This window comes from Aurantibacter sp. UH7 (genome assembly GCF_056839165.1).
This window is the reverse complement of the sequence record NZ_CM166388.1, coordinates 2,096,153-2,116,794: the sequence shown is the minus strand read 5'-3', so window position 1 is coordinate 2,116,794 and position 20,642 is coordinate 2,096,153. Positions and strand designations below refer to the sequence as shown.

Here is a 20,642-nt window from a genome sequence, read left to right as displayed (position 1 = left end):
AAAAAATTAAAAAAGGCTAAGTGCTAATACTTAAAAGCCTATAAAGATTAATTAAGGTAAGCGAAAAACCAAGGGAAATAATTATTTTCTTACGTACCGTTAGTTATTCTGTATAGGATGTAATTTTATAGCTATAAACGGTAGTTCTTATAAATTACTATGCGTTACATTTACTAGCCAAAAGGCCATTTACACTCTATAGTCAAGCATATTTTCTAGCGAACCCCTAAAGTTAAACAATCGAAAAAAATGAATAAATAATACTATTCAGAACTCTATGCAACTAAAATGGAATGTTTAATAATAGCATAAATTTACAAGTCATCGTATTTTTAATGCCGTTTATCGATTATTTTACAACTTTTCCACCTAAGCCTACAACATAAATAAGAATAATACTACAATTTTTTTAATCTTCGCTCCTACTTTATTATTCAATCTAATTTTTAATGGGGCATATGAATACCAACTCCAGATTTCCGAAAAACAGTTATTTCTTAAAAAAAATCTTTTTTATATTACTTTTCGGCTGTCTACAGTCGCTTTTGGCACAAGAATCACCGGGTGGTGTTTCTACCAATCTTGAGCTTTGGTTAAAAGCAGGCACCGGTTTCAACTATAACAGTTCAACCAATGCGGAATGGCTTGACCAATCAAATAACAACCTTGCCTTAAATGCCAATTTAGTACAAGGACCAGACCCCGATTCAGCTCCAAATTTAGCTGTAAATGCTCTTAACTTTAACCCAGGAATAGTATTTGACGGGATAGATAACGGTCTTGCAACTGTAGTAAACGCTGCCGATTTCGACTTTTCCGAAGTCACTATATTCTCTATACAACAAGTTATAGCAGATAATACTTCTACCACTAATACAGTATGGCACTATGGTGCAGATGGTGCTAATGATATGGCACACTTTGCCTTTCCACAAGGATACGGTATACATCTCTCTCTAGATGGACCGAATGAAATATCGGTTACCAATTCCGTATTGGATGATGATTTGCCTTATTTGTTTAGCGTTACATCCGATGCAAGTTCAACCGAACTCTATGTAAATGACAAAGTGGTTATAACGGATATTGGCATGACAACCCTGCCAGGGAATGGAGCTTTACTAATAGGACTAGATGCGGACAATGCCGAGGCTCAAGACGGTGACAACCACCTAGAAGGTATTATTGGCGAAGTATTAATGTACAATCGTAAATTATCTAACACTGAACAACAACAAGTACAATCTTATCTTGCTCTTAAGTACGGCCTAACATTAGATCAAACATTAGCAACCGACTATATAGCGTCCGATGGAATAACCAAAATTTGGACATCCGCTGACAACAATGGCTATGATAACGCCATTATTGGTATTGGTCGTGACGACGATTCCGGCTTAAACCAAAAAATTTCCAAATCTGTGAATTTAGGTTCAATATTAAATGTAGCCTTGGATGCTAATTTCACTGCAACTAATGATGATGCAGGGCGTACCACAACACACACCAACGATAAACAATTTTTAGTTGTCGCTCATAACGGCGGTGCTAAAACAAATCAGTTTACAGAATTAGAGGTCTCTAGCGGATTCAACACTCGTATCGCCCGCGAATGGAAAGTCGATAAGACAGCCAATTTCTCACAAAATATAAGTCTCAAATTTGATGGTTATGATGAAAGCTGGTCGATTATCGCCACTGCAGATGGAGATTTTTCAACAGGGGTAACCACTATTGGAGCATTAAATTCAAATGGTGAGTTTACGACTAACACTCCAATAGTTGATGCTACTACATTTACTTTGGCTAAATTTCAAAAAGCACCCGGAGGTGTTCTAAACAATTTGACTGTTTGGTTAAAAACAGATTCCGGACTCTCTAATACTACTGATGGATCCTCAGTTACTTCTTGGACCGATGCTTTTGGAAACCAATTTACCGATGATGGTGAGGGCGGCCCAAGTTACAGCTTGTCGCGGAGCATAAATTTTAATCCTTCCTTAGAATTTTCAACCGCTGCAACGGACGAGATGAACTCTGTTGCACAAATTATTCCCAGAGGCGCAGTAACGGCTTTTTCAGTGGGGGTAAAAGATAACTCGAATGTACTTACTCAACCTTTTATGGATTTTTCGGCAATACTTACCGTAGGTCAGCAACCGTCTTTTGGTATTGACGAAAACAATGTTGCACTATGGGATAGGAATGATGGTGGAGGGGCTACATATAGTGAAGCGGTTGAGTACGGAAGACCAATTATATTAGGTACAGCGTTCACACACAATGTTCCGAACTTGCAACTTTCGGTCAATAACAAAGAAGAAACTTTTGGTTCAACTATAACCATGAACGGGGCAAATTCCTATTTAGGCATTGGCAGTCCATTTGCTGATGATACAAGGGTTTTAGATGGATTGATAACTGAATCCATCGTGTATTCCAGTACTTTGAGCACGGTAGAAAAACAACGTGTAAACTCATATTTAGCACTTAAATATGGGATCTCTTTAGACCAAACATTAGCAACCGATTATGTAGCTTCGGATGCAAGCATTATTTGGGACGCCTCTGAGAATACAGGTTATGATAATGATATTTTTGGTATTGGTAGGGATGATGTTTCTGGTCTGGATCAAAAAGTTTCGAAATCTGTAGACGATGATACTATTCTTACTTTGGCCCTGGATGCTAATTTTACAGCGGCAAATACTGACGCGGCAAGAACAACAATACATACAACTGATAAACAATTTTTAATGGTGGCCAATGATGCTGGAGCCACAACAACGCAAACTACAGAAATTGATAATAACCAATTCAATACTCGAGTTATCAGAGAATGGAAAGTAGAGAAAACAGCAAATTTCAGTCAAAATATCAATTTAAAGTTTGCCGGGTTTGATGAGACCTGGTCCATAATAAAAGATAGTGATGGCGATTTCTCTTCAGGGGTAACATCTTTGGGGTCATTGAATGCCAATGGTGAAATAACAGGGATTTCTCTAGCTGATGGGGAATATTTAACTCTGGCAAAATTACAGACGGCACCCGGGGGTCAATTGGCCGACCTTACTATTTGGTTAAAAGCGGATGCAGGTGTTACAAATTCATCCGGGGTGAGTAGCTGGATTGACCAATCACCAAATGCTTTAACTGGAATTCAGTCCAGCGCGAATAATCGCCCAGCTTACATCGCTAATGATATTAATTTTCATCCCAGTATTGACTTCCAAGGAAATCCCTATGGGGCGTCAGACCCAGACTTTGACTATTTAAATTTTGGTTCACAAAACCTAAATCTAACCAATAAGATTTCAATCTACTATGTGGGGAATGTCGATCAGACGTCTCCTGATAATTATGTAATAGGGGAAGAAGACGGTTTTGGAAGTTGGCGATATGCCAATGGCTGGTTTCAATCCAATAAAAACAATGATATTATTAGCGGTTTTACCGATAACTTGAATCAAAACTATATTCATGGTTACATCCTTGACGACACTAGTGGAAATCATGTGAAAAATGGAGTTTCTTCTGGCAATACAGTTTATAATACTGGTAATATTAACACTGGTAACGACTTGTGGGTAGGGGCAACTGAAAACATGGGTCAATATTCATACGACGGTCAAATAGCAGAGATAATTGTTTTCAATGAGGCTCTTAATACCACAGAGCAAAAACTTGTTGAGTCCTATCTTGCTCTTAAACACGGAATAACCCTTGACCAAGCAGCACCCACCGATTATATAGCATCTGACGGCACCACCACTTTGTGGGAAGCATCTGAGAACATTGGGTACACAAGTGATATTTTTGGTATTGGCAGGGATGATGCTTCTGGTCTGGATCAAAAAGTTTCCAATTCCGTGAATTCAGGTGCTATATTGACCATAGCCTTGAATGCAAATTTCACTTCAGCTAACAATGATGCTGGGCGTACCACCACCCATACCAATGACAAACAATTTTTAATGGTGGCCAATAATGCTGGAGCCTCCACAACCCAAACAACAGAAATTGATAATAACGAATTCAATACTCGAGTTATCAGAGAATGGAAAGTGGATAAGACTACCAATTTCACCCAAAATGTAAACCTAAAATTTACAGGCTTTGATGATACTTGGAGTTTGGTAAGTGATGTAGATGGGGATTTTTCAGCGGATATAACAACTGTGGGAACATTAAATGCTGATGGAGAAATCGCTAATATAACCCTTGCAGATGGCGAATATTTTACCTTGGCGAAAACAGCTATTATTGCACCAACCATCACTAGTTTCACCCCCAATTTTGCTGGCAACGGTGCGGAGGTGACTATTACAGGCACAGGTTTTACAGGTACCACTTCGGTAGCTATTGGTGCAACTAATGCATCGAGTTTTACTGTAGTCTCGGATATCGAGATTACCGCAACTATTGGTATAGGTGCTTCTGGATCGATTACGGTAACCAACCCTGCGGGAAATGATAGTGAAGTAGGTTTTATTTATAAGGTAGCGCAATATGATTTTGAAAATGATGCTCTTGATTCGACCGATAATAATCACGATGGTACGGAAATAAATACGATAACCTATCAAACTGGGGCACAGGGCCAAGCTATTTGTTTTGATAACGGACCTGGCTATGTAAAACTACCGGATAATTTAATTAGAAGTCTTTCTGAATTCACCATTTCATTACGTTTTAAAACGACAAGTACCGGGGCTATTTTAGGCTATCAGAATCAACCAATCGGTTCCAACCCTACGAATTACATACCCATTATTTTAATAAAATCCGATGGTAAGTTACGTGGTACACTGTGGACTTCAGCCAGTAATTCGTTATCGGCAGAATCAACAAACCCTGTCAATGATAGTAACTGGCACCAAGTGGTTTTAACAGCCAGCAGTAACACTGTTTCCATATATTTGGATGGAGCCCTAGAGGCTAGCACTACGGGGCCAACAGTAAACCATTTAGATATGGCTTACAATCAGTTGGGCTATTCCCAGACAAACGGATATAATATTGGTACAACGGATTGGGAATTCTTTAATGGATGTATAGACAACTTTGTTATTATGGACAAAGCTTTGACCGCTCTTGAGATAGCAGCTGTTACAGCTATACCAGAACCTACCATAGATTCCTTTACCCCTACTGAAGGGGGTGAAGAAGATACTATTGTTATTACCGGGACTAATTTTGAAGGAGCAACACAAGTTACTTTTGGTGGTGAAGATGCAGCTTCCTATACAGTAGATTCCGCTACCCAAATAACCGCTATACTCGCATACGGAGCAACTGGGGCTATTGCTGTAACAACGGCAGGTGGCACCGCAACGGACACTGGATTTACGTTTACCTCAAAAACTAGTATTATAACTTCAGTTACTGAGTTGGATGAAATTATTTACTGTGGCGGAGAAGCATCTGCTTCTGTCAATTTTAATGTATCGGCAAGTAATGCGTACCAAGATTTGGTCATTACCGCACCTACTGGTTTTGAAATTTCTTCAACTAGTTCTAGCGCAGGGTTTGCTACAAGTGTTACGTTAGCACCTTCTACAAATACCATCGCAAATACAAAAATTTATATGCGTGTTGCCAGTGCGCAAAATGGCAGATTCTCAGGAAACATATCAGTAAACTCTGGTACTGTTGCGGAGTCTATTGCAGTAACAGCCAGCACCAATAATTCACTTCATTTTGATGGGGTAGATGATTATGTAAATCTTTCTGGGTTAAATATTCAAGATGGAACAACCGAATTTACTATAGAAGCATGGATACTACCCGATAATTCTAATTATGACGGTAACTGGCATGCTATATTTGGAAGGCAAGATGGCGCCGCCATCACACGAAATCCATCCTTCTATATTAAAGATGGTAAAATTCATATAGATGCTTATGCCGATTCTGATTTAACACGGTTCGCTGCTTTTGACGCTGAGGCTAGGGTATTACAGAATGTCTGGACCCATATTGCATTAGTAAAAGATGGTCTGACGTTTACGGTATTCATTAATGGTGAAGAGGCTTTTAATTATCCTGCACCAGCAGCAATAAATATAACCGGCCCCTATCAAATAGGATTTATCGACAATTATTTTGCAGGTAAAATAGATGAACTCCGTTTTTGGAATTTGGCTAGAACTACCACTGAGATTAATAATAATATTGATACTGCATTGATAGGTACAGAGGCGGGTTTAACGGGATACTATAATTTTAACGAAGGCATAGCAAATGGAACTAATACAGGGTTAACAACTTTAGCAGACAATAGTCCATTAGCAAATAATGGTACACTTCTTAATATGGCCTTAACAGCAAGTAATAGCAACTGGGTGCAAGGGTATTTTCCGCAAATTTCAGGAAACAATTCAGTCTCCATAGGAGCTCAGATTCAGCTCGCCCATCTTGAAAGTGGAGGTGTCTGGTCCAGTAATAATACGAGTATTGCAACCGTAAATCAATCTGGTCTTGTATTGGGTGTAGCAGAAGGATCGGTAGACATAAGTTACGCACTTTGTGGTCAGACAACCACTAGGTCAGTTACTGTTGAAAATATAGCCGCCTTTACGGTGAGCGAAACCATCTTGACAATGGCTGAGGATGGAGGAACAAGTACTTTTACCGTAATACTTGGCAGTCAGCCAACAACTGATGTCGTTTTTGATATTTCATCTGATGATGTGAATGAAGCAATCATAAGCTCAGCACAACTTACTTTCACAAACACTGATTGGAATACCGCTCAAACGATTACTGTGACCGGTGTAGATGACGCTGTTGTTGCTGATCACACTGCAACGGTAACCGTTAGTATCAACGATGCATCAAGTGATAATAATTTTGATTTGCTAGCCAATCAAACGCTTGCAATTACCTTAATAAATGATGATGCGAATTTTACAATAGATGAGATAACAAATACCAACTTAAATGAAAATGTAGCCTATACTGGTGTAACACCTAGCCTATCTGGAGATACACCAATAGGGGACATTACCTATACTTTAGGTGGAGCTGATGCTTCTGAATTCACAATAGACAGTACAACGGGTATAGTCTCAATGGTTGCAAGGAATTTTGAAGTTCCCGAGAATGTAAATTCCAATAATGTATACGAAGTGACTATTATCGCATCGGATGATGAAAGCAATACCGACAGCGAAGCATGGACTGTTACCGTGGCTGATGTTACGGAAATTGCCAATTTCACCATCGATGCGATAGCAGATGTGAATGTAAGTGAGAATTTAGCCTATACTGGCGTAGTACCAAACATATCTGGTGATACTCCTGTAGGGGACATTGTTTATTCCTTCACAGGCATCGATTCAGACGATTTTTCTATAGATACATCTACGGGTGTAGTATCCATGGTAGCAAAAGATTTTGAGAATCCAACTGACTCGAACACCAACAGTATTTATTTGGCAAGTATTGTTGCAACAGATTCCGACGGAAATACCGCAGCATTTTCTTGGGATGTAAGTGTGACCGATGTAACTGAAGCGGCAAGCTTCACTATTGATGTTATAGCCGATTTAGAAGTTAACGAAAATACCAATTATACGAGCGTGATTCCGAGTTTGTCCGGTGATGCACCTGTAGGAGAAATTACATATACTCTAGCAGGTATCGATTCAGACGATTTCTCCATTGATTCATCTACGGGAGTCGTATCTATGGTAGCAAAAGATTTTGAGATTCCAACGGACTCAAACACCAATAGTATTTATTTAGCAAGCATTGTTGCAACGGATGCTGATGGAAATACAGCTTTACTTTCTTGGGATGTTAGCATAATAGATGTTACAGAACAAGCAAGCTTTACTATTGAAACTATTGCAAATTCAACAATTGATGAAGAAACCCCATATACTGGGCCTATACCCGTAATAAATGGGGCTCCGATTGGTGAAGTTACTTACGATATTGGTGGAGCTGATGCTGCTATTTTTTCATTAGATACTACAACCGGACAAGTGTTTATGCCTTTACGCAGTTTCGAAAATCCAGATGATGTATATGAAGACAACATATATGAAGTGAACATTACAGCTTCGGATGAAGACGGCAACAGTGCTTCAGAAAATTGGACTATTACCTTACTGGATGTAATAGAAATAACTATTTTTTCTATTGATGAAATCGCCGATTCCAACGTCAATGAGAATTTAATCTATAACAGCGCAACGCCAAACATCACAGGAGACCCTATCGGCAACGTGACCTATTCATTGGGTGGTTTAGATGAAATGAACTTTACAATAAACACGTCGACTGGAGTTGTAACCATGGCAGCACGAGATTTTGAAATTCCTGAGGATAATAATAACGATAACACTTACGAAATTACTATCACAGCGACTGATGATGATGGCAATACGGACAGTGTTTCATGGACAGTTAGCATACAAGATTTTGATGAAAGTAATGCAGACACTGATGGAGATGGTATTCCAGATGGTGTGGATGATTTTCCTAATAACCCAAATGAAGATACAGATTCCGATGGTGACGGTGCGGGTAATAATGCTGATAATGATGACGATAACGATGGTACTCCAGATTCGGAAGATGACTTCCCATTAGACGTAAATGAAACTACAGATATTGATGGTGATGGAATAGGTAATAATGAGGACGAAGATGATGATGGTGATGGAACCCCCGATATCGAAGATGCGTTCCCCAACGATTCGAACGAAAGTGTCGATACTGATGGTGACGGTATAGGCGATAATGCAGATATGGATGATGACAATAATGGAATCGATGACGACGATGAAAGCAACACGGAAAAAACGGAACCATTGTTGATACCCGCAGAGGCCTACACTCCAAATGGCGATGGAGTTAATGACACCTGGGTTATACCAGGAATAGAAAATTATCCTAATTCAAAAGTAACTGTATTTAATCGATGGGGACACGAAGTTTTTGCGGCTATTGGATATCGCAATGACTGGCGAGGTAACTACGCCGCTAATTCCAAAATATTGCCAGCGGGGTCTTATCTCTACGTTATTAATCTCGGTAATGGTATAGCCCCTATCCGCGGATGGTTGTTCATCAATTATTAATACTTATACAATATAAATGAAAATCAATAACATAAAAACCATACTGTTCTTATTACTGATTATTTCAGTAAATAGCCTCTCTGCTCAACAAGACCCAAACTTTACGTTCTACCGATTTAATATGAACTTAATTAATCCTGCATTCGCGGGTGCAGAAGAAAATATAGAAATTGGTCTTAATGTTCGAAGCCAGTGGGCTGGAGTACAAGGTGCCCCAGAAACGCAAAGTGCTATATTTTCTACTCCAATTCGCAATAACGTAGGACTCGGTCTTTCCGTAATAAATGACAAAACTTTTATTGAAAATCAAACATCGGTTTCAATAGACTTCTCTTACAAGTTGAAGCTAAATGATGATTACAATCTATATTTTGGCCTAAAAGGAGGATTTACTTCTTATGATATAAACACAGATGGTCTTACAACTTATGGTATTCAACAAGATTTTTCTTTAATGAATATTGATGGTCGTTTTAATCCCAATTTCGGAGCTGGAATATATCTAAAGAATGAAAAATATTTTGTATCCCTTTCGATTCCAAAAATTTTAAATCCAGAGCGTTTGCAACAAAACGATGGACAGGCCAGATTAGGTATCGATAAAACTCATGTCTATTTAGCTGGTGGATATGATGTCTTTTTAAATAAAAATGTAGTATTAAAACCAACTGCAATGCTTAGATATGTTGAAGCATCTCCTATCTCATTAGACCTTACCACAGTAGTAGAGTTTCATGAAAGATTTGGTCTTGGAGCTGCCTACAGACTAAATGAGAGTATTAGTGGTATATTTTTATTTAAAACAGGTTGGATGGATATAGGTTATGCATATGAAATGGCGATTGAAAGTTCAGTAAGCAATATTGACAATGGCACTCATGAAATTTTCATGAAATTAATTTTATAGCTATATCTTTTAATTATTGTAAACCATATTTCATTACAACAATCACATTTAATTCTAAATTATATTTAGTAAAAAAAGGGAATAGACTTGTAAAAAGTCTATTCCCCTTTTTTTAATACAATATGGCTGAAATCTTAATTGAGATACTGTCTCGATTCTGCCCATCGAATTTTTTTGTTGTTTTTTAATTGGTTGTAGAAAGTAAACTTTCTAGATTCAATTGGTGATTGATTGATGAAAATTTTCATGATGTTATATTTAATGATTGATGTAAAATTAAATACCGTGATTAGCGGTTAAAGTTTCTATAAGAAGCCCATTGAGCTCTTCTACTATTACTAAAAGTTGAGAAATACTGTCCGCTTTTAGATTCTGTTGCTGTTTTTGTGATTGATGCTTTCATAATTTTTGTTTTTATATTGTTACTAGTTGTTTAATAATCGTGATTAGCGATTGAAATTTCTGTACTGTGCCCATTGTGCTCTTTTGCTATTTCCAAAAGATGAAAAGTACTGTCCTGTCTTTGATTCTGTTGCTGTTCTGATACTTGTTGCTTTCATAATTTCTAGTCTTTAATATTATTATAATTCGTTGTTTATAATTTGTTTATACTAGATAGACGAGGAATGTTTAGTTTTGTTACAGTACTATGCATAAAAAGGTACTATTTTATGTAATATTTAACATTACACGTACTGAAAAAATCAACAACACTAATTAAAGTTATTGATTATCAGATACTTATGCGCTTAAGGTCAAAAATTATGAAATAAAGAGTTTTATAAATACTCTTGTTGAATAATAATTATATTGTAGTAATAATGATGTAAAAAAAAGTTTAAGACAGCTATTAAGGCAATAATTCTACTGAACTATTCAATAATATTACTTTTTTGTAAAGTAAGCTAAACGACTCAAAGGAACATCAATCTTAATGCTGCACCCTCCTCTAAAAACTTTACCGTTCTCAGATAGCCATTTACCCTTTGGCAATATCACATTTCGTTTTCGCTGCCCTTTTTCAATTACTGGGGTAACTAAAATATTATCGCCAAGCATAAATTGGTCTTTAATAGTTTCGTACCCACTATTTGGATATACTAAACTCATAGGCTTTACTATTGGCTCACCCGTCTTTGAAGCTTCTTTGGCCAAATCTAAAAATAGATTACCCATTTTAGCATGTAATTCCGCTGCTTCTAAACATAGTTTATTATTTTCTTCGGACAATACCCTCCATGGTGCTACGGAAAATTGCATCATGGGCATTAATGCATGAACCTGAGCAGAACGCACTACCAACTCCTCATCTATAGTAGTAGAATTTTCAAATGATTGATATTCTCCTCCTCCAATCATATCAGGACATGTATAAGCATACCCCATAATACTTTGAGACATTAAATCTGGAATAAGTTTTCCTAGGTCATTCCAATTATGGTTTTTATCTCTTAATCGTTGAGCCAATGGCAAACCAGCCATTTTCCATGATGCGCGATATTCATTTAAAGGAAATTGTAATCCCAATTTTGCGAAATACGTAGTATGATCATTAGGGTTCGTCTCAGGCACAAAAGAAACTATATCACCCGTATAGAAATCAGCATCTCCAGCATCAAATTTAAAACCATCTACACCATATTCATCCATTAAATATTTTAGCCTTTTTTCAAACCAATCTTGAGATTTTGGATTACTTAAGTCTAAACAAGCACTTGCTCCATTCCACCAACGAATAATTGCTGCCTTATTTTTTGTGTTAGCCCAAAGTACTTCTTGCGTTTTATCCCCATCAAGTAATAACATACCTTCTTTAGCCAAATGTCTAAAATTCTCGGTATCAGCACTTACAAAAGGACACACCCATAACATCACCTTAAAGCCCATATCATGTAACTTATTCATCATCCCTTTCGGATCTTTAAATCTTCGTGAAGAAAACTCCCAAGTGCCATAACTTTCCTGCCAGTTATCATCAATCATTAATACCCCAGGAGGATATCCTTGATCGATTATTGATTGTGCGTAATTTAAAATATCAACTTCATTTTGGTTATAGGTAAGCTCTATCCAAGTATTGTACTGTGGTTTAGTAAATAATAACTCATCCGGGATTTTTCCATTAGGTGGAAAAAAATTCGTGACTGAATAATTATAAGCATCACGTAAATTTTTGCCAGCTGAACCAAATTCTATTTCGCCATCTTTTGTAGTTACTATTATTTGTCCACTTTTAAAAGAATACGTTATCGGAGACTCACTCCAAATGTATCTGCCTTTACTAGATAATAATAAGGGTTGTGCTTGATTTCCCCTATTATCGCCCCAAAGATTATGACTTACTACAGTACTTGCGTTATAAGGAGTATTATGACCAATAGCACTGAGCCCTCCCCACCAATATTCATCAGAAAGAATCTCCAACACTACTTTATCTTGCACTTGTGCATATGTATTAAACATTGCAGTTATGATAATGGTAATTAAATATACTTTTCGCATTATTTTTATTGAATTTTTAAAAATCAGAAGAGTCAATAATAGATTTAAAATTAAAAGTAAGCATAGAAAAAACGGCTTACAACCTAAAATTTTTTAATACACAATTGTCCTGAAAAAAGTGATGAAATAATCCTTTAATCCGTTTGCAAACGGATATTTTGTACCTTGTTCTTCACATTGAACAATACAATGAAATATATTTTTTCACTTTTATTCCTATTTAGCATCACTACAAATGCCCAAAACACACTTTCATTTAATGATGGGGATCAATCACCTGATGCCAATATTTCAGAAATTTCATGGATGGAAGGTCATTGGAAAGGTGAAGCTTTTGGGGGCAAAACAGAGGAAATATGGAGCCCTCCCATGGGGGGAACTATGATGTTTTCATTTAAATTAGTTGCTGATGGCGTAGTTCAATTTTATGAATTAGGGCATATTCGCCAAATTGAAGAGACATTAGTTTTTGAATTGAAACATTTTCATGGCGATTTAAAAGGATGGGAAGAAAAAGACGAAGTACAACAATTTAAATTAATTAAAGTAGCCAAAAATCGCCTTTACTTTGATGGTTTTACATTTGAAAAAATAAGCTCAAATGAAATTAATATCTATGGCCTTATTCATCAAGATAGTGGAGAAGTTGAAGAAATCGTCTTTAATTATAAAAAAGCTGAGTTTTGAAGAAAAAATGCCTAGAATGTGGCACAGAAATAACTGGCCGAGTAGACAAAAAGTATTGTTCTGATGGATGCCGAAATGCATACCATAACAAATTTAATTCGGATAGTAAAAACCTTATTCGCAACATAAACAATCGTTTAAGACGTAATTACAAGATACTTGACAGCTACGCTTTAAAAGACGGGAAAACTAGAACTTCAAAAAATAGTTTATTAGATAAGAATTTTGATTTTGATTTCTTCACAAATCTTTATACTACAAAAAAGGGAACAACGTATTATTTTGTATACAACCTAGGTTATCTACCGCTAGACAATGATTATTATATGATTGTAAAAAGAGAATAAAAAAATGCCCTCAAAAATGAGAGCATTTATAATTTAAAAATACTTTTTCCTTATTTATAATTATGACCTGTAAGTTTTAAAGCAGCAACTACTATATCTTTCCTAGAAATTTGCCCAACCAACAATCCGTCTTTCATAACAGGCAACCTTCTTCTATTGTGTTTTACAAAAACACCTGCAGCATCAAATATGCTCATCTCATGTGGAATAGTTTCCACATTTTTAGACATATATGTTTCAACACTCTTGTCTAAAATAGGCATATTAAAATACCTACTTTCAGAGATTTGCTTCATACAATCGGCTTCAGAAATGATACCTACTAAAAAACCATTATCATCAAGTACTGGTCCACCAGAAATATTATATTTGGTAAACAACTCCATTACTTCAAGAATCGATTGCTTAGGACTAAAAGTTACTAACTTCTTCGTCATATAATCTGTAACCAAAATAGGAGCATCAAACTCCTTTTTCGTTTCTTTTCGGGCTCCTCTAAAACTTTTTATTCCCATAGTTTTAATCTTTTTAGTAAATATAGGTCGGTTAGGGTTAATCTTAAATATACTCTTTACTGATGATTTTGCCAAAAAAATCGGTTGAAACAATTAAAACTTTAAGAATTTCATACTTTTATCGAATATCTCACAAATTAATGAAACCTTTTCAAAGCTTTTTATCATTATTATTAATATCGCTAGCAATTTACTGGTGTTTCAATGCTGAAATGCCTAAATACACCGAAGGAGCTCAAATAAATTTATCAGAATTTTCTACGGATAGAGCCTTAAAACATGTCGAATTTATTTCTAAAAAACCGCACAGTGTTGGTTCAGAAGCTCATAAAGAGGTACGAGAATATATTATTGATGAATTAGAAGACTTAGGACTAAAAACGCAAGTACAAGTTGGCTATACTGCTGGGGATTGGGCAAATTACAGTAAAGCTATTAACATTTTGGCTCGAATTAAAGGTTCAGAAAACGGCAAAGCATTGCTTCTTATGTCTCACTATGATAGTAATCCACATTCTTCTTTAGGGGCAAGTGATGCAGGAAGTGGAGTTGCTACAATATTGGAAGGTGTACGTGCTTTTTTAGCAAAAGGACAAACTCCAAAAAATGATATTATTATTCTAATTACCGATGCAGAAGAACTTGGTCTAAATGGTGCCGATTTATATGTGAATAATCACGAATGGGCTAAAGAAACTGGTTTAGTCTTAAATTTCGAAGCACGAGGAAGTGGCGGTGCTAGTTATATGCTTTTAGAGACTAACGAAGGTAATTCTAACCTAATTAATGAGTTTAGAAGGGCAAATCCTGATTTTCCCGTGGCTAATTCATTGATGTACAGCATCTATAAAATGCTTCCTAATGACACAGACCTTACAGTTTTTAGAGAAGATGGTGATATAGACGGATTTAATTTTGCTTTTATAGACGACCATTATGACTACCATACACTTCGTGATAATTACGAACGTTTAGATCGCAATACCTTAGCGCACCAAGGCTCCTATTTAATGCCACTACTCCAACACTTTTCTATGGCAGATTTAAATAGCTTGAAAAACTCAGACGATTTAGTGTATTTTAATGTTCCGATTTTTAAAATGGTAACCTATCCTTTTTCTTGGATATGGCCTATGTTTGCTTTAGCGGTGATTACTTTTATAGTATTACTTATATATGGTTTTAAAAATAAAAATCTAAAGTTAAAAGAGATAGCAATTGGTTTTATTCCAATACTTATAGTGTTAGCAATAACAGGTGTAATTGGCTTTTTCTCATGGTCTTTTCTTAAATGGCTATATCCCCAATACGAAGACATTTTGCATGGATTCACATATAATGGACAGCAATACATCTATGCTTTTATATTTTTATCCATTGCTATTTGCTTTTATGTATACCATCAATTTAAATCCATTGCCACTAAAAACCTTCTAGTTGCACCTTTGTTTATATGGTTAAGTATTTGTTGCGCATTGTCAATGTATCTTAAAGGTGGAGTATATTTCATTATACCTGTTTATGCAGCATTAGCGTCATTTATGGTTCTTATCAATCAAAAAAAACCAAACTCCTTTTTGTTGGTATTTCTCACCATTCCAGCTCTTTGGATTTTTACACCTTTTATCGCATTACTTCCTATTGGTCTCGGCCTTAAAATGATGGTTGGTACAACAATACTTACTGGCCTTACATTTACGCTGCTTTTACCGCTATTTGGTTTTTACAAAAAGAAAAACAGATTAGCTTTTTTCTGTGCTATCTTATTCATAATTTTTATGGTGAAAGCGCATTTAAATTCAGGTTTTTCAGCAGAGAATGCCAAACCAACCAGTTTGGCTTATGTACTTGACATAGAAACTAACAAAGCAAACTGGGTTACCTATGAAAAGGTTATAAGTGATTGGACAAGTAATTACATCAATAAAATTAATACCGCAGAAGATTTCTATTATGTGCCCAGTAGTAAATACAGTACAGGTTTTAGTTATATCTCTGAGGCTCCATTAAAAAACATAAAACCCCCATTAATAGAAACATCATTAGATACCATTATTGGCAAAGAGCGCATTCTCAACTTGTGTATTACGCATCAACGCAAAGTAAGCAGGTTAGAGGTATTCACAAACGAAACAATTTTAAACGATGTTAAAATTAATGGTATAACACTTAATGAGTCGCTACTTGGCAATAAAAAAACTGGTAGATTATTAACTCATTATATCAGCAATAATGAATATACCGAGTTACAAATAGCAATTCCTGCAAACGAAAAATTAACTTTGACTTTATATGAAGCTTCAAATGACTTATTAAAACATCCTGATTTTACAGTGCCACCTCGCCCAATTGACAACATTCCTATGCCATTCGTATTAAATGATGCCATTCTAACAATTAAAAAAATAACTTTTGAATAATAAAATTGCTATTATAGGCTGTGGTTGGCTCGGACTTCCATTAGCAGAAAAATTAATAAAAAACGGCTATAAGATAAATGGCAGTACTACCTCAGCTGAAAAACTAGAAAATTTAAAAAAAGTTGGTATTAATGCTTTCTTAATGACATTAACAGAAGAGAAGCTAGAAGGTAATTCCCAAGAGTTTTTAAAAGACGTATCAATAATCGTAGTAAATGTTCCTCCAAAATTAAGAGGTGAAAAGAAAGAAAACTACGTAAAAAAAATGCAATTACTACATAATGCTATTATTCAATCTTCTGTTCAAAAGGTGCTCTTTATAAGTAGTACATCCGTTTATGGCGATGCAGAAGGTGTCGTAACCGAAGAAACAAAACCACAACCGACCACAGAATCTGGAAGGCAAATGCTAAGTGCTGAAAACATTTTTAAAAATGACAATCAGATTCTAACTACAATATTACGTTTTGGAGGCCTAATTGGTGGTGACAGACACCCTGTAAACATGCTTTCAGGAAGGTCAGATTTATCGAATGGAAATCATGCTATCAACCTAATTCATAGAAATGACTGTATAAATATAATTGAAGCTATCATAGCGAAAAATTGGTGGAACGAACTCTTTAATGCCGTGCATCCTAATCATCCAACAAAAAGAGATTACTACCATGCTGAAGCCATTAAGAAAAATTTACAACCTCCTGATTATAAATCATATAATTCCAAAAAAGGCAAAATTGTGAGCTCAAATCGGCTAATTTCTGTTAAAAACTACAACTTTACCACCACTATATAGTATGTTTTCACAACACTGCGCTCATATTTCACAACAAAAGTGGGATTAAGACTGTTAATGTATTATGTATTACATCGATTAACCCCTAACTTTATTGGATAATCATAATACATATTGCCATGAGAAAATTAAGTTTAAGGACAAAGATTCTCAAAGAAATTGAAAATCTTGTCACAGGAAGCACCAAGGCTAGAGTTAGACGTAAGTACGAAAGTCTCCATGTTGCAATTTTAAAAAACCATTATAATGCGGCATCGGTTTCAATTGATTATCATCGAAACAGAGTAGAGATGGATATTGTTGTTGATGATAACGCTTATGATCCAAAAAAGATTAATACACAAATACCAATTTTGTACGCTAATCTATTGTTTGGTAACCTAAATGATTTTTTAACGTCTTGTATCGATAATGATTCTAAAAGTTTAGCAATCTACACTCGACTATTAAAGTCATTTAAAAATAAAGAAGCTAAATATACAATTGCTTAAAATTCAATAAATAACCAACTTAATTTGTAAAAAGGGATGTCAAAAAACGACATCCCTTTTTGATTGCTAATTTTAAAGGTTTTATAACAGATTTACCCAGATAATTTTAATAGTTTAGCGCACCAAAAATTAACAAAATGAAAAAATTATTAATTGCGCTTGTATTTCTAGTTGGTTTTGCAAGTTCAGCACAAACGAATTCTGAATTACAAAAGCACTACGAATCGTTTTATAAAGAAATGAGATTACAAGGTGATATGAATGGAGTAATAAATGCGCTTACGCATTTAAACATTTTATCTCCTTCACAAGCACGTAAAGACACTTTGGCCTATATCTATGCCAATGACAACCAACACTTACAGGCATTAAATACAATAGGTATAGACAAACAAGATGCTGACTCCGACCTTGCGGTACAAGTTAAGGCCATTTCTTTAAAAGCACTTGGCCAACCCAAAAGAGCATTAGAGCAATTTGAAGTTCTTTTTAAAAGAGTACCTAATGCGTATTTAGCATATGAAATGGCCGATTTAAAAATACAAACTGGTGATGGTGCTGGGGCATCCAAAAATATTGAATACGGCCTGTTAAACGTTAATGATGAACAGAAATACGCTTTTTATGAAAGACAACAACCGTATGAAGTTTCGTTAAAGGCAGCTTTTACCCATTTAAAGGCACTGGCTCAATTCAACCAAGATAAAAATATTGATACAGCTATTGCTACTATTGACGAAGCTTTAAAAATTGATCCTAATTTTAATCTGGCTAGTTTAAGTAAGCAAGCTCTGGAATCTAGAAAAAACGAATCTGAAGAGGCTCCAACAGAAGAGTAATTCTTCTTATTTAGAATTAACTAAAAAGCGTCAACCATGGTTGACGCTTTTTTATTTATAAAGAATAGACGTTTCAATTACTCTTTCCTTCAATTAGATCCATATCAATTTTACTGTTTAATATAACATTAAACTGATTTCTTAAAGCATTGAAGGCATCAATCATTTCAATCACAGCAGGATCAAAATCTAAACGATATTCTAAGCTACTCTTTGTTTTTAATATATAAGTTTTAAAGGCCACTTGTCTACTTTTAATATGAGGCTTATCAAATTCTAAAGGATAGGTAGATTCTGCCATTACTTTTTGCTTCTCAATTAAATCTTCAATAATAAGTGATAAATCTTCTGCATTATCAATGGTATAAATACTCTCAAAACTACTTTCAAGCGACTGATATTCCGACCATTTATTCAATATTTTAGCAGCATCTGGACTTACAACCAATTTTTTAGGCCAATCTTCAACATTAAATTGTACCATTTTCGTCTCATTCGGCAATTGCCCCTTCTTATCCTTTTTACAAGAAAGTAAAGAGATAAAAATTAATGAAAATACAAGTATTCTTCGCATAAAGCTAAGTTACAAATTTTAGAATGTGCAGAATATAGAATTCCTATTCGCGCTTTATAATTAAAATAGAAAGTAAATTAAAGGTTTACGCTATATCGTAAATTTCAATTTCCTTTCAATTGCCATAATCATTGCGTTGGCGATATCTTTTCCGGTTGCATTTTCAATTCCTTCTAAACCAGGCGATGAATTTACTTCTAACAAAAGCGGCCCTTTATGCGAACGAATAATATCTACTCCTGCAACGGCTAAATTTAAAACCTTAGCTGCTTTTAATGCTAATTTTTTCTCTTCAGATGTAATTTTAATGATTGAGGCCTTACCCCCCTGATGAATATTTGCTCTAAATTCACCTTTTTCAGCTTGTCGCTGCATAGAAGCTACCACTTTATTGTTAACCACAAAACATCGAATATCTTGACCATTTGCTTCTTTAATAAACTCTTGAACTAAGATGTTTGTATTAACACTCTTAAAAGCGTTAATAACACTCTCAGCAGCTTTATTAGTTTCTGCAAGCACTACTCCTTTACCTTGTGTACTCTCTAATAGCTTAATAATTAATGGAGCACCATTAACCATTTTTATAAGGTCTTTCGTATCCATTGGAGATTTTGCAAAACCAGTAATAGGAATATGGATATCATTCTTGGAAAACAATTGTGAAGCAAACAATTTGTCTCTTGATTGCGTAATAGCCTCCGCTGAATTCTGGCAATATGCTCCAAGATTATCAAATTGACGTATTAAAGCACAGCCATAGAAAGTTACCGAAGGTTTAATTCTTGGTATAACTGCATCAAACTCTGTTAGTATATTACCGCCGCGATAACGAATTTCTGGTGCTTGTGCATCTAATTTCATGTATGCCAATTCTACATTCAAGAATACAATTTCATGACCTCGAGCTTCGGCAGCCTCTATTATTCTTTTGTTACTGTACAAATTAGGATTACTTGCTAATAATGCAATTTTAAGTCCTGTTTTTTCTTTAAAATATGACTTATATTTTTTGTTTACCTCTTCGTCTGTAAAAGATTGAATTTGATAATTTAAAGCCGGATTTACAACAAATCGCTCATTAATAGCTTCTCTACCTAAAAGCATTCGAAACTCCATTGTATCGCGGTTAGCCAAGGTTAATTCAACATCAAATGTTTCACCTCCCATTGTTAATGGCGTTTGCACCACCAGTCTCTCTTCAGAAATCCCTGAAGAACTTTTCACCATTCTACGATCAACTAATCGCGCTTCACATTCAATAGCTATACTTCTATTTTCTTGTAACGGGCTTATCTCAAACTTCACCCACTCTTGTGCTTCTTTATTAAATACTTTTATGTTTGCTGCTTGAATTGACGAAGTTTTTGCACCAGAATCTACCCGAGCCTTAATTGCAGGTACGCCTAGGTTTTCAAAAACACACCACTCTTCTCCGCCAATTATCTTTAAATCTTTCACTATTTTTTGTT

The 20,642-nt window shown here is 35.5% G+C and carries 12 protein-coding genes; 8 read left to right on the top strand and 4 right to left on the bottom strand.

Annotated elements, in window-relative coordinates:
• The first annotated feature begins 545 nt into the window (after positions 1 to 545).
• Positions 546 to 9,092: a DUF8202 domain-containing protein gene (locus UH7x_RS08960; protein ID WP_482363385.1), complete on the top strand. Its 8,547-nt coding sequence runs from the start codon at positions 546 to 548 to the stop codon at positions 9,090 to 9,092.
• 16 nt (positions 9,093 to 9,108) lie between these two features.
• Positions 9,109 to 9,999 carry a PorP/SprF family type IX secretion system membrane protein gene (locus tag UH7x_RS08955; protein ID WP_482363384.1) on the top strand — a complete coding sequence of 297 codons (891 nt, stop codon included), beginning with the start codon at positions 9,109 to 9,111 and terminating at the stop codon, positions 9,997 to 9,999.
• An 885-nt stretch (positions 10,000 to 10,884) separates the two neighbouring features.
• Here the strand turns inward: UH7x_RS08955 and UH7x_RS08950 are convergent.
• Positions 10,885 to 12,501, bottom strand: coding sequence for a glycoside hydrolase family 31 protein (locus UH7x_RS08950; protein ID WP_482363383.1), 1,617 nt, complete (start codon positions 12,499 to 12,501; stop codon positions 10,885 to 10,887).
• Between the two features lie 189 nt (positions 12,502 to 12,690).
• Between UH7x_RS08950 and UH7x_RS08945 the strand changes: the two genes are divergently transcribed.
• Positions 12,691 to 13,188, top strand: coding sequence for a DUF6265 family protein (locus tag UH7x_RS08945; protein WP_482363382.1), 498 nt, complete (start codon positions 12,691 to 12,693; stop codon positions 13,186 to 13,188).
• Complete coding sequence (locus UH7x_RS08940) at positions 13,185 to 13,535, top strand: hypothetical protein (RefSeq protein ID WP_482363381.1); 351 nt, start codon at positions 13,185 to 13,187, stop codon at positions 13,533 to 13,535. Before UH7x_RS08945 ends, UH7x_RS08940 begins: the two co-directional genes overlap by 4 nt.
• 50 nt (positions 13,536 to 13,585) lie before the next feature.
• Here UH7x_RS08940 and UH7x_RS08935 read toward each other — a convergent pair whose 3' ends face one another.
• A complete protein-coding gene (locus UH7x_RS08935) occupies positions 13,586 to 14,050 on the bottom strand; it encodes a CBS domain-containing protein (protein ID WP_482363380.1) in 465 nt (154 codons plus the stop codon).
• Positions 14,051 to 14,190: 140 nt separating this feature from the next.
• On the opposite strand from UH7x_RS08935, the gene UH7x_RS08930 reads away from it, so the two are divergent.
• The 4 genes from UH7x_RS08930 to UH7x_RS08915 all read left to right on the top strand — a co-directional run bounded on the left by UH7x_RS08930 (position 14,191) and on the right by UH7x_RS08915 (position 18,596).
• The gene (locus UH7x_RS08930) at positions 14,191 to 16,470 is read left to right on the top strand and encodes a M28 family peptidase (RefSeq protein ID WP_482363379.1); all 2,280 of its coding nucleotides are present in this window, start codon (positions 14,191 to 14,193) and stop codon (positions 16,468 to 16,470) included.
• The gene (locus tag UH7x_RS08925; protein ID WP_482363378.1) at positions 16,463 to 17,266 is read left to right on the top strand and encodes an SDR family oxidoreductase; all 804 of its coding nucleotides are present in this window, start codon (positions 16,463 to 16,465) and stop codon (positions 17,264 to 17,266) included. Before UH7x_RS08930 ends, UH7x_RS08925 begins: the two co-directional genes overlap by 8 nt.
• A 119-nt stretch (positions 17,267 to 17,385) precedes the next feature.
• Entirely contained in the window at positions 17,386 to 17,757 is a 372-nt protein-coding gene (locus UH7x_RS08920) for a hypothetical protein (protein WP_482363377.1), read from the top strand.
• Positions 17,758 to 17,894: 137 nt separating this feature from the next.
• Positions 17,895 to 18,596, top strand: coding sequence for a tetratricopeptide repeat protein (locus tag UH7x_RS08915; RefSeq protein WP_482363376.1), 702 nt, complete (start codon positions 17,895 to 17,897; stop codon positions 18,594 to 18,596).
• A 73-nt stretch (positions 18,597 to 18,669) separates the two neighbouring features.
• Here the strand turns inward: UH7x_RS08915 and UH7x_RS08910 are convergent, their stop codons facing one another.
• Positions 18,670 to 19,170 carry a hypothetical protein gene (locus UH7x_RS08910; protein WP_482363375.1) on the bottom strand — a complete coding sequence of 167 codons (501 nt, stop codon included), beginning with the start codon at positions 19,168 to 19,170 and terminating at the stop codon, positions 18,670 to 18,672.
• A 90-nt stretch (positions 19,171 to 19,260) separates the two neighbouring features.
• Positions 19,261 to 20,631 (bottom strand): 30S ribosomal protein S6--L-glutamate ligase, encoded by a 1,371-nt coding sequence (gene rimK, locus UH7x_RS08905; protein WP_482363374.1) that lies wholly within the window; start codon positions 20,629 to 20,631, stop codon positions 19,261 to 19,263.
• Positions 20,632 to 20,642 lie beyond the last annotated feature (11 nt).

Coding starts and splice junctions, on each gene's coding strand:
- UH7x_RS08955 (WP_482363384.1), top strand. CDS start 9,109: ATGAAAATCAATAACATAAAAACCATACTGTTCTTATTACTGATTATT.
- UH7x_RS08950 (WP_482363383.1), bottom strand. CDS start 12,501: ATGCGAAAAGTATATTTAATTACCATTATCATAACTGCAATGTTTAAT.
- UH7x_RS08945 (WP_482363382.1), top strand. CDS start 12,691: ATGAAATATATTTTTTCACTTTTATTCCTATTTAGCATCACTACAAAT.
- UH7x_RS08935 (WP_482363380.1), bottom strand. CDS start 14,050: ATGGGAATAAAAAGTTTTAGAGGAGCCCGAAAAGAAACGAAAAAGGAG.
- UH7x_RS08930 (WP_482363379.1), top strand. CDS start 14,191: ATGAAACCTTTTCAAAGCTTTTTATCATTATTATTAATATCGCTAGCA.
- UH7x_RS08920 (WP_482363377.1), top strand. CDS start 17,386: ATGAGAAAATTAAGTTTAAGGACAAAGATTCTCAAAGAAATTGAAAAT.
- UH7x_RS08915 (WP_482363376.1), top strand. CDS start 17,895: ATGAAAAAATTATTAATTGCGCTTGTATTTCTAGTTGGTTTTGCAAGT.
- UH7x_RS08910 (WP_482363375.1), bottom strand. CDS start 19,170: ATGCGAAGAATACTTGTATTTTCATTAATTTTTATCTCTTTACTTTCT.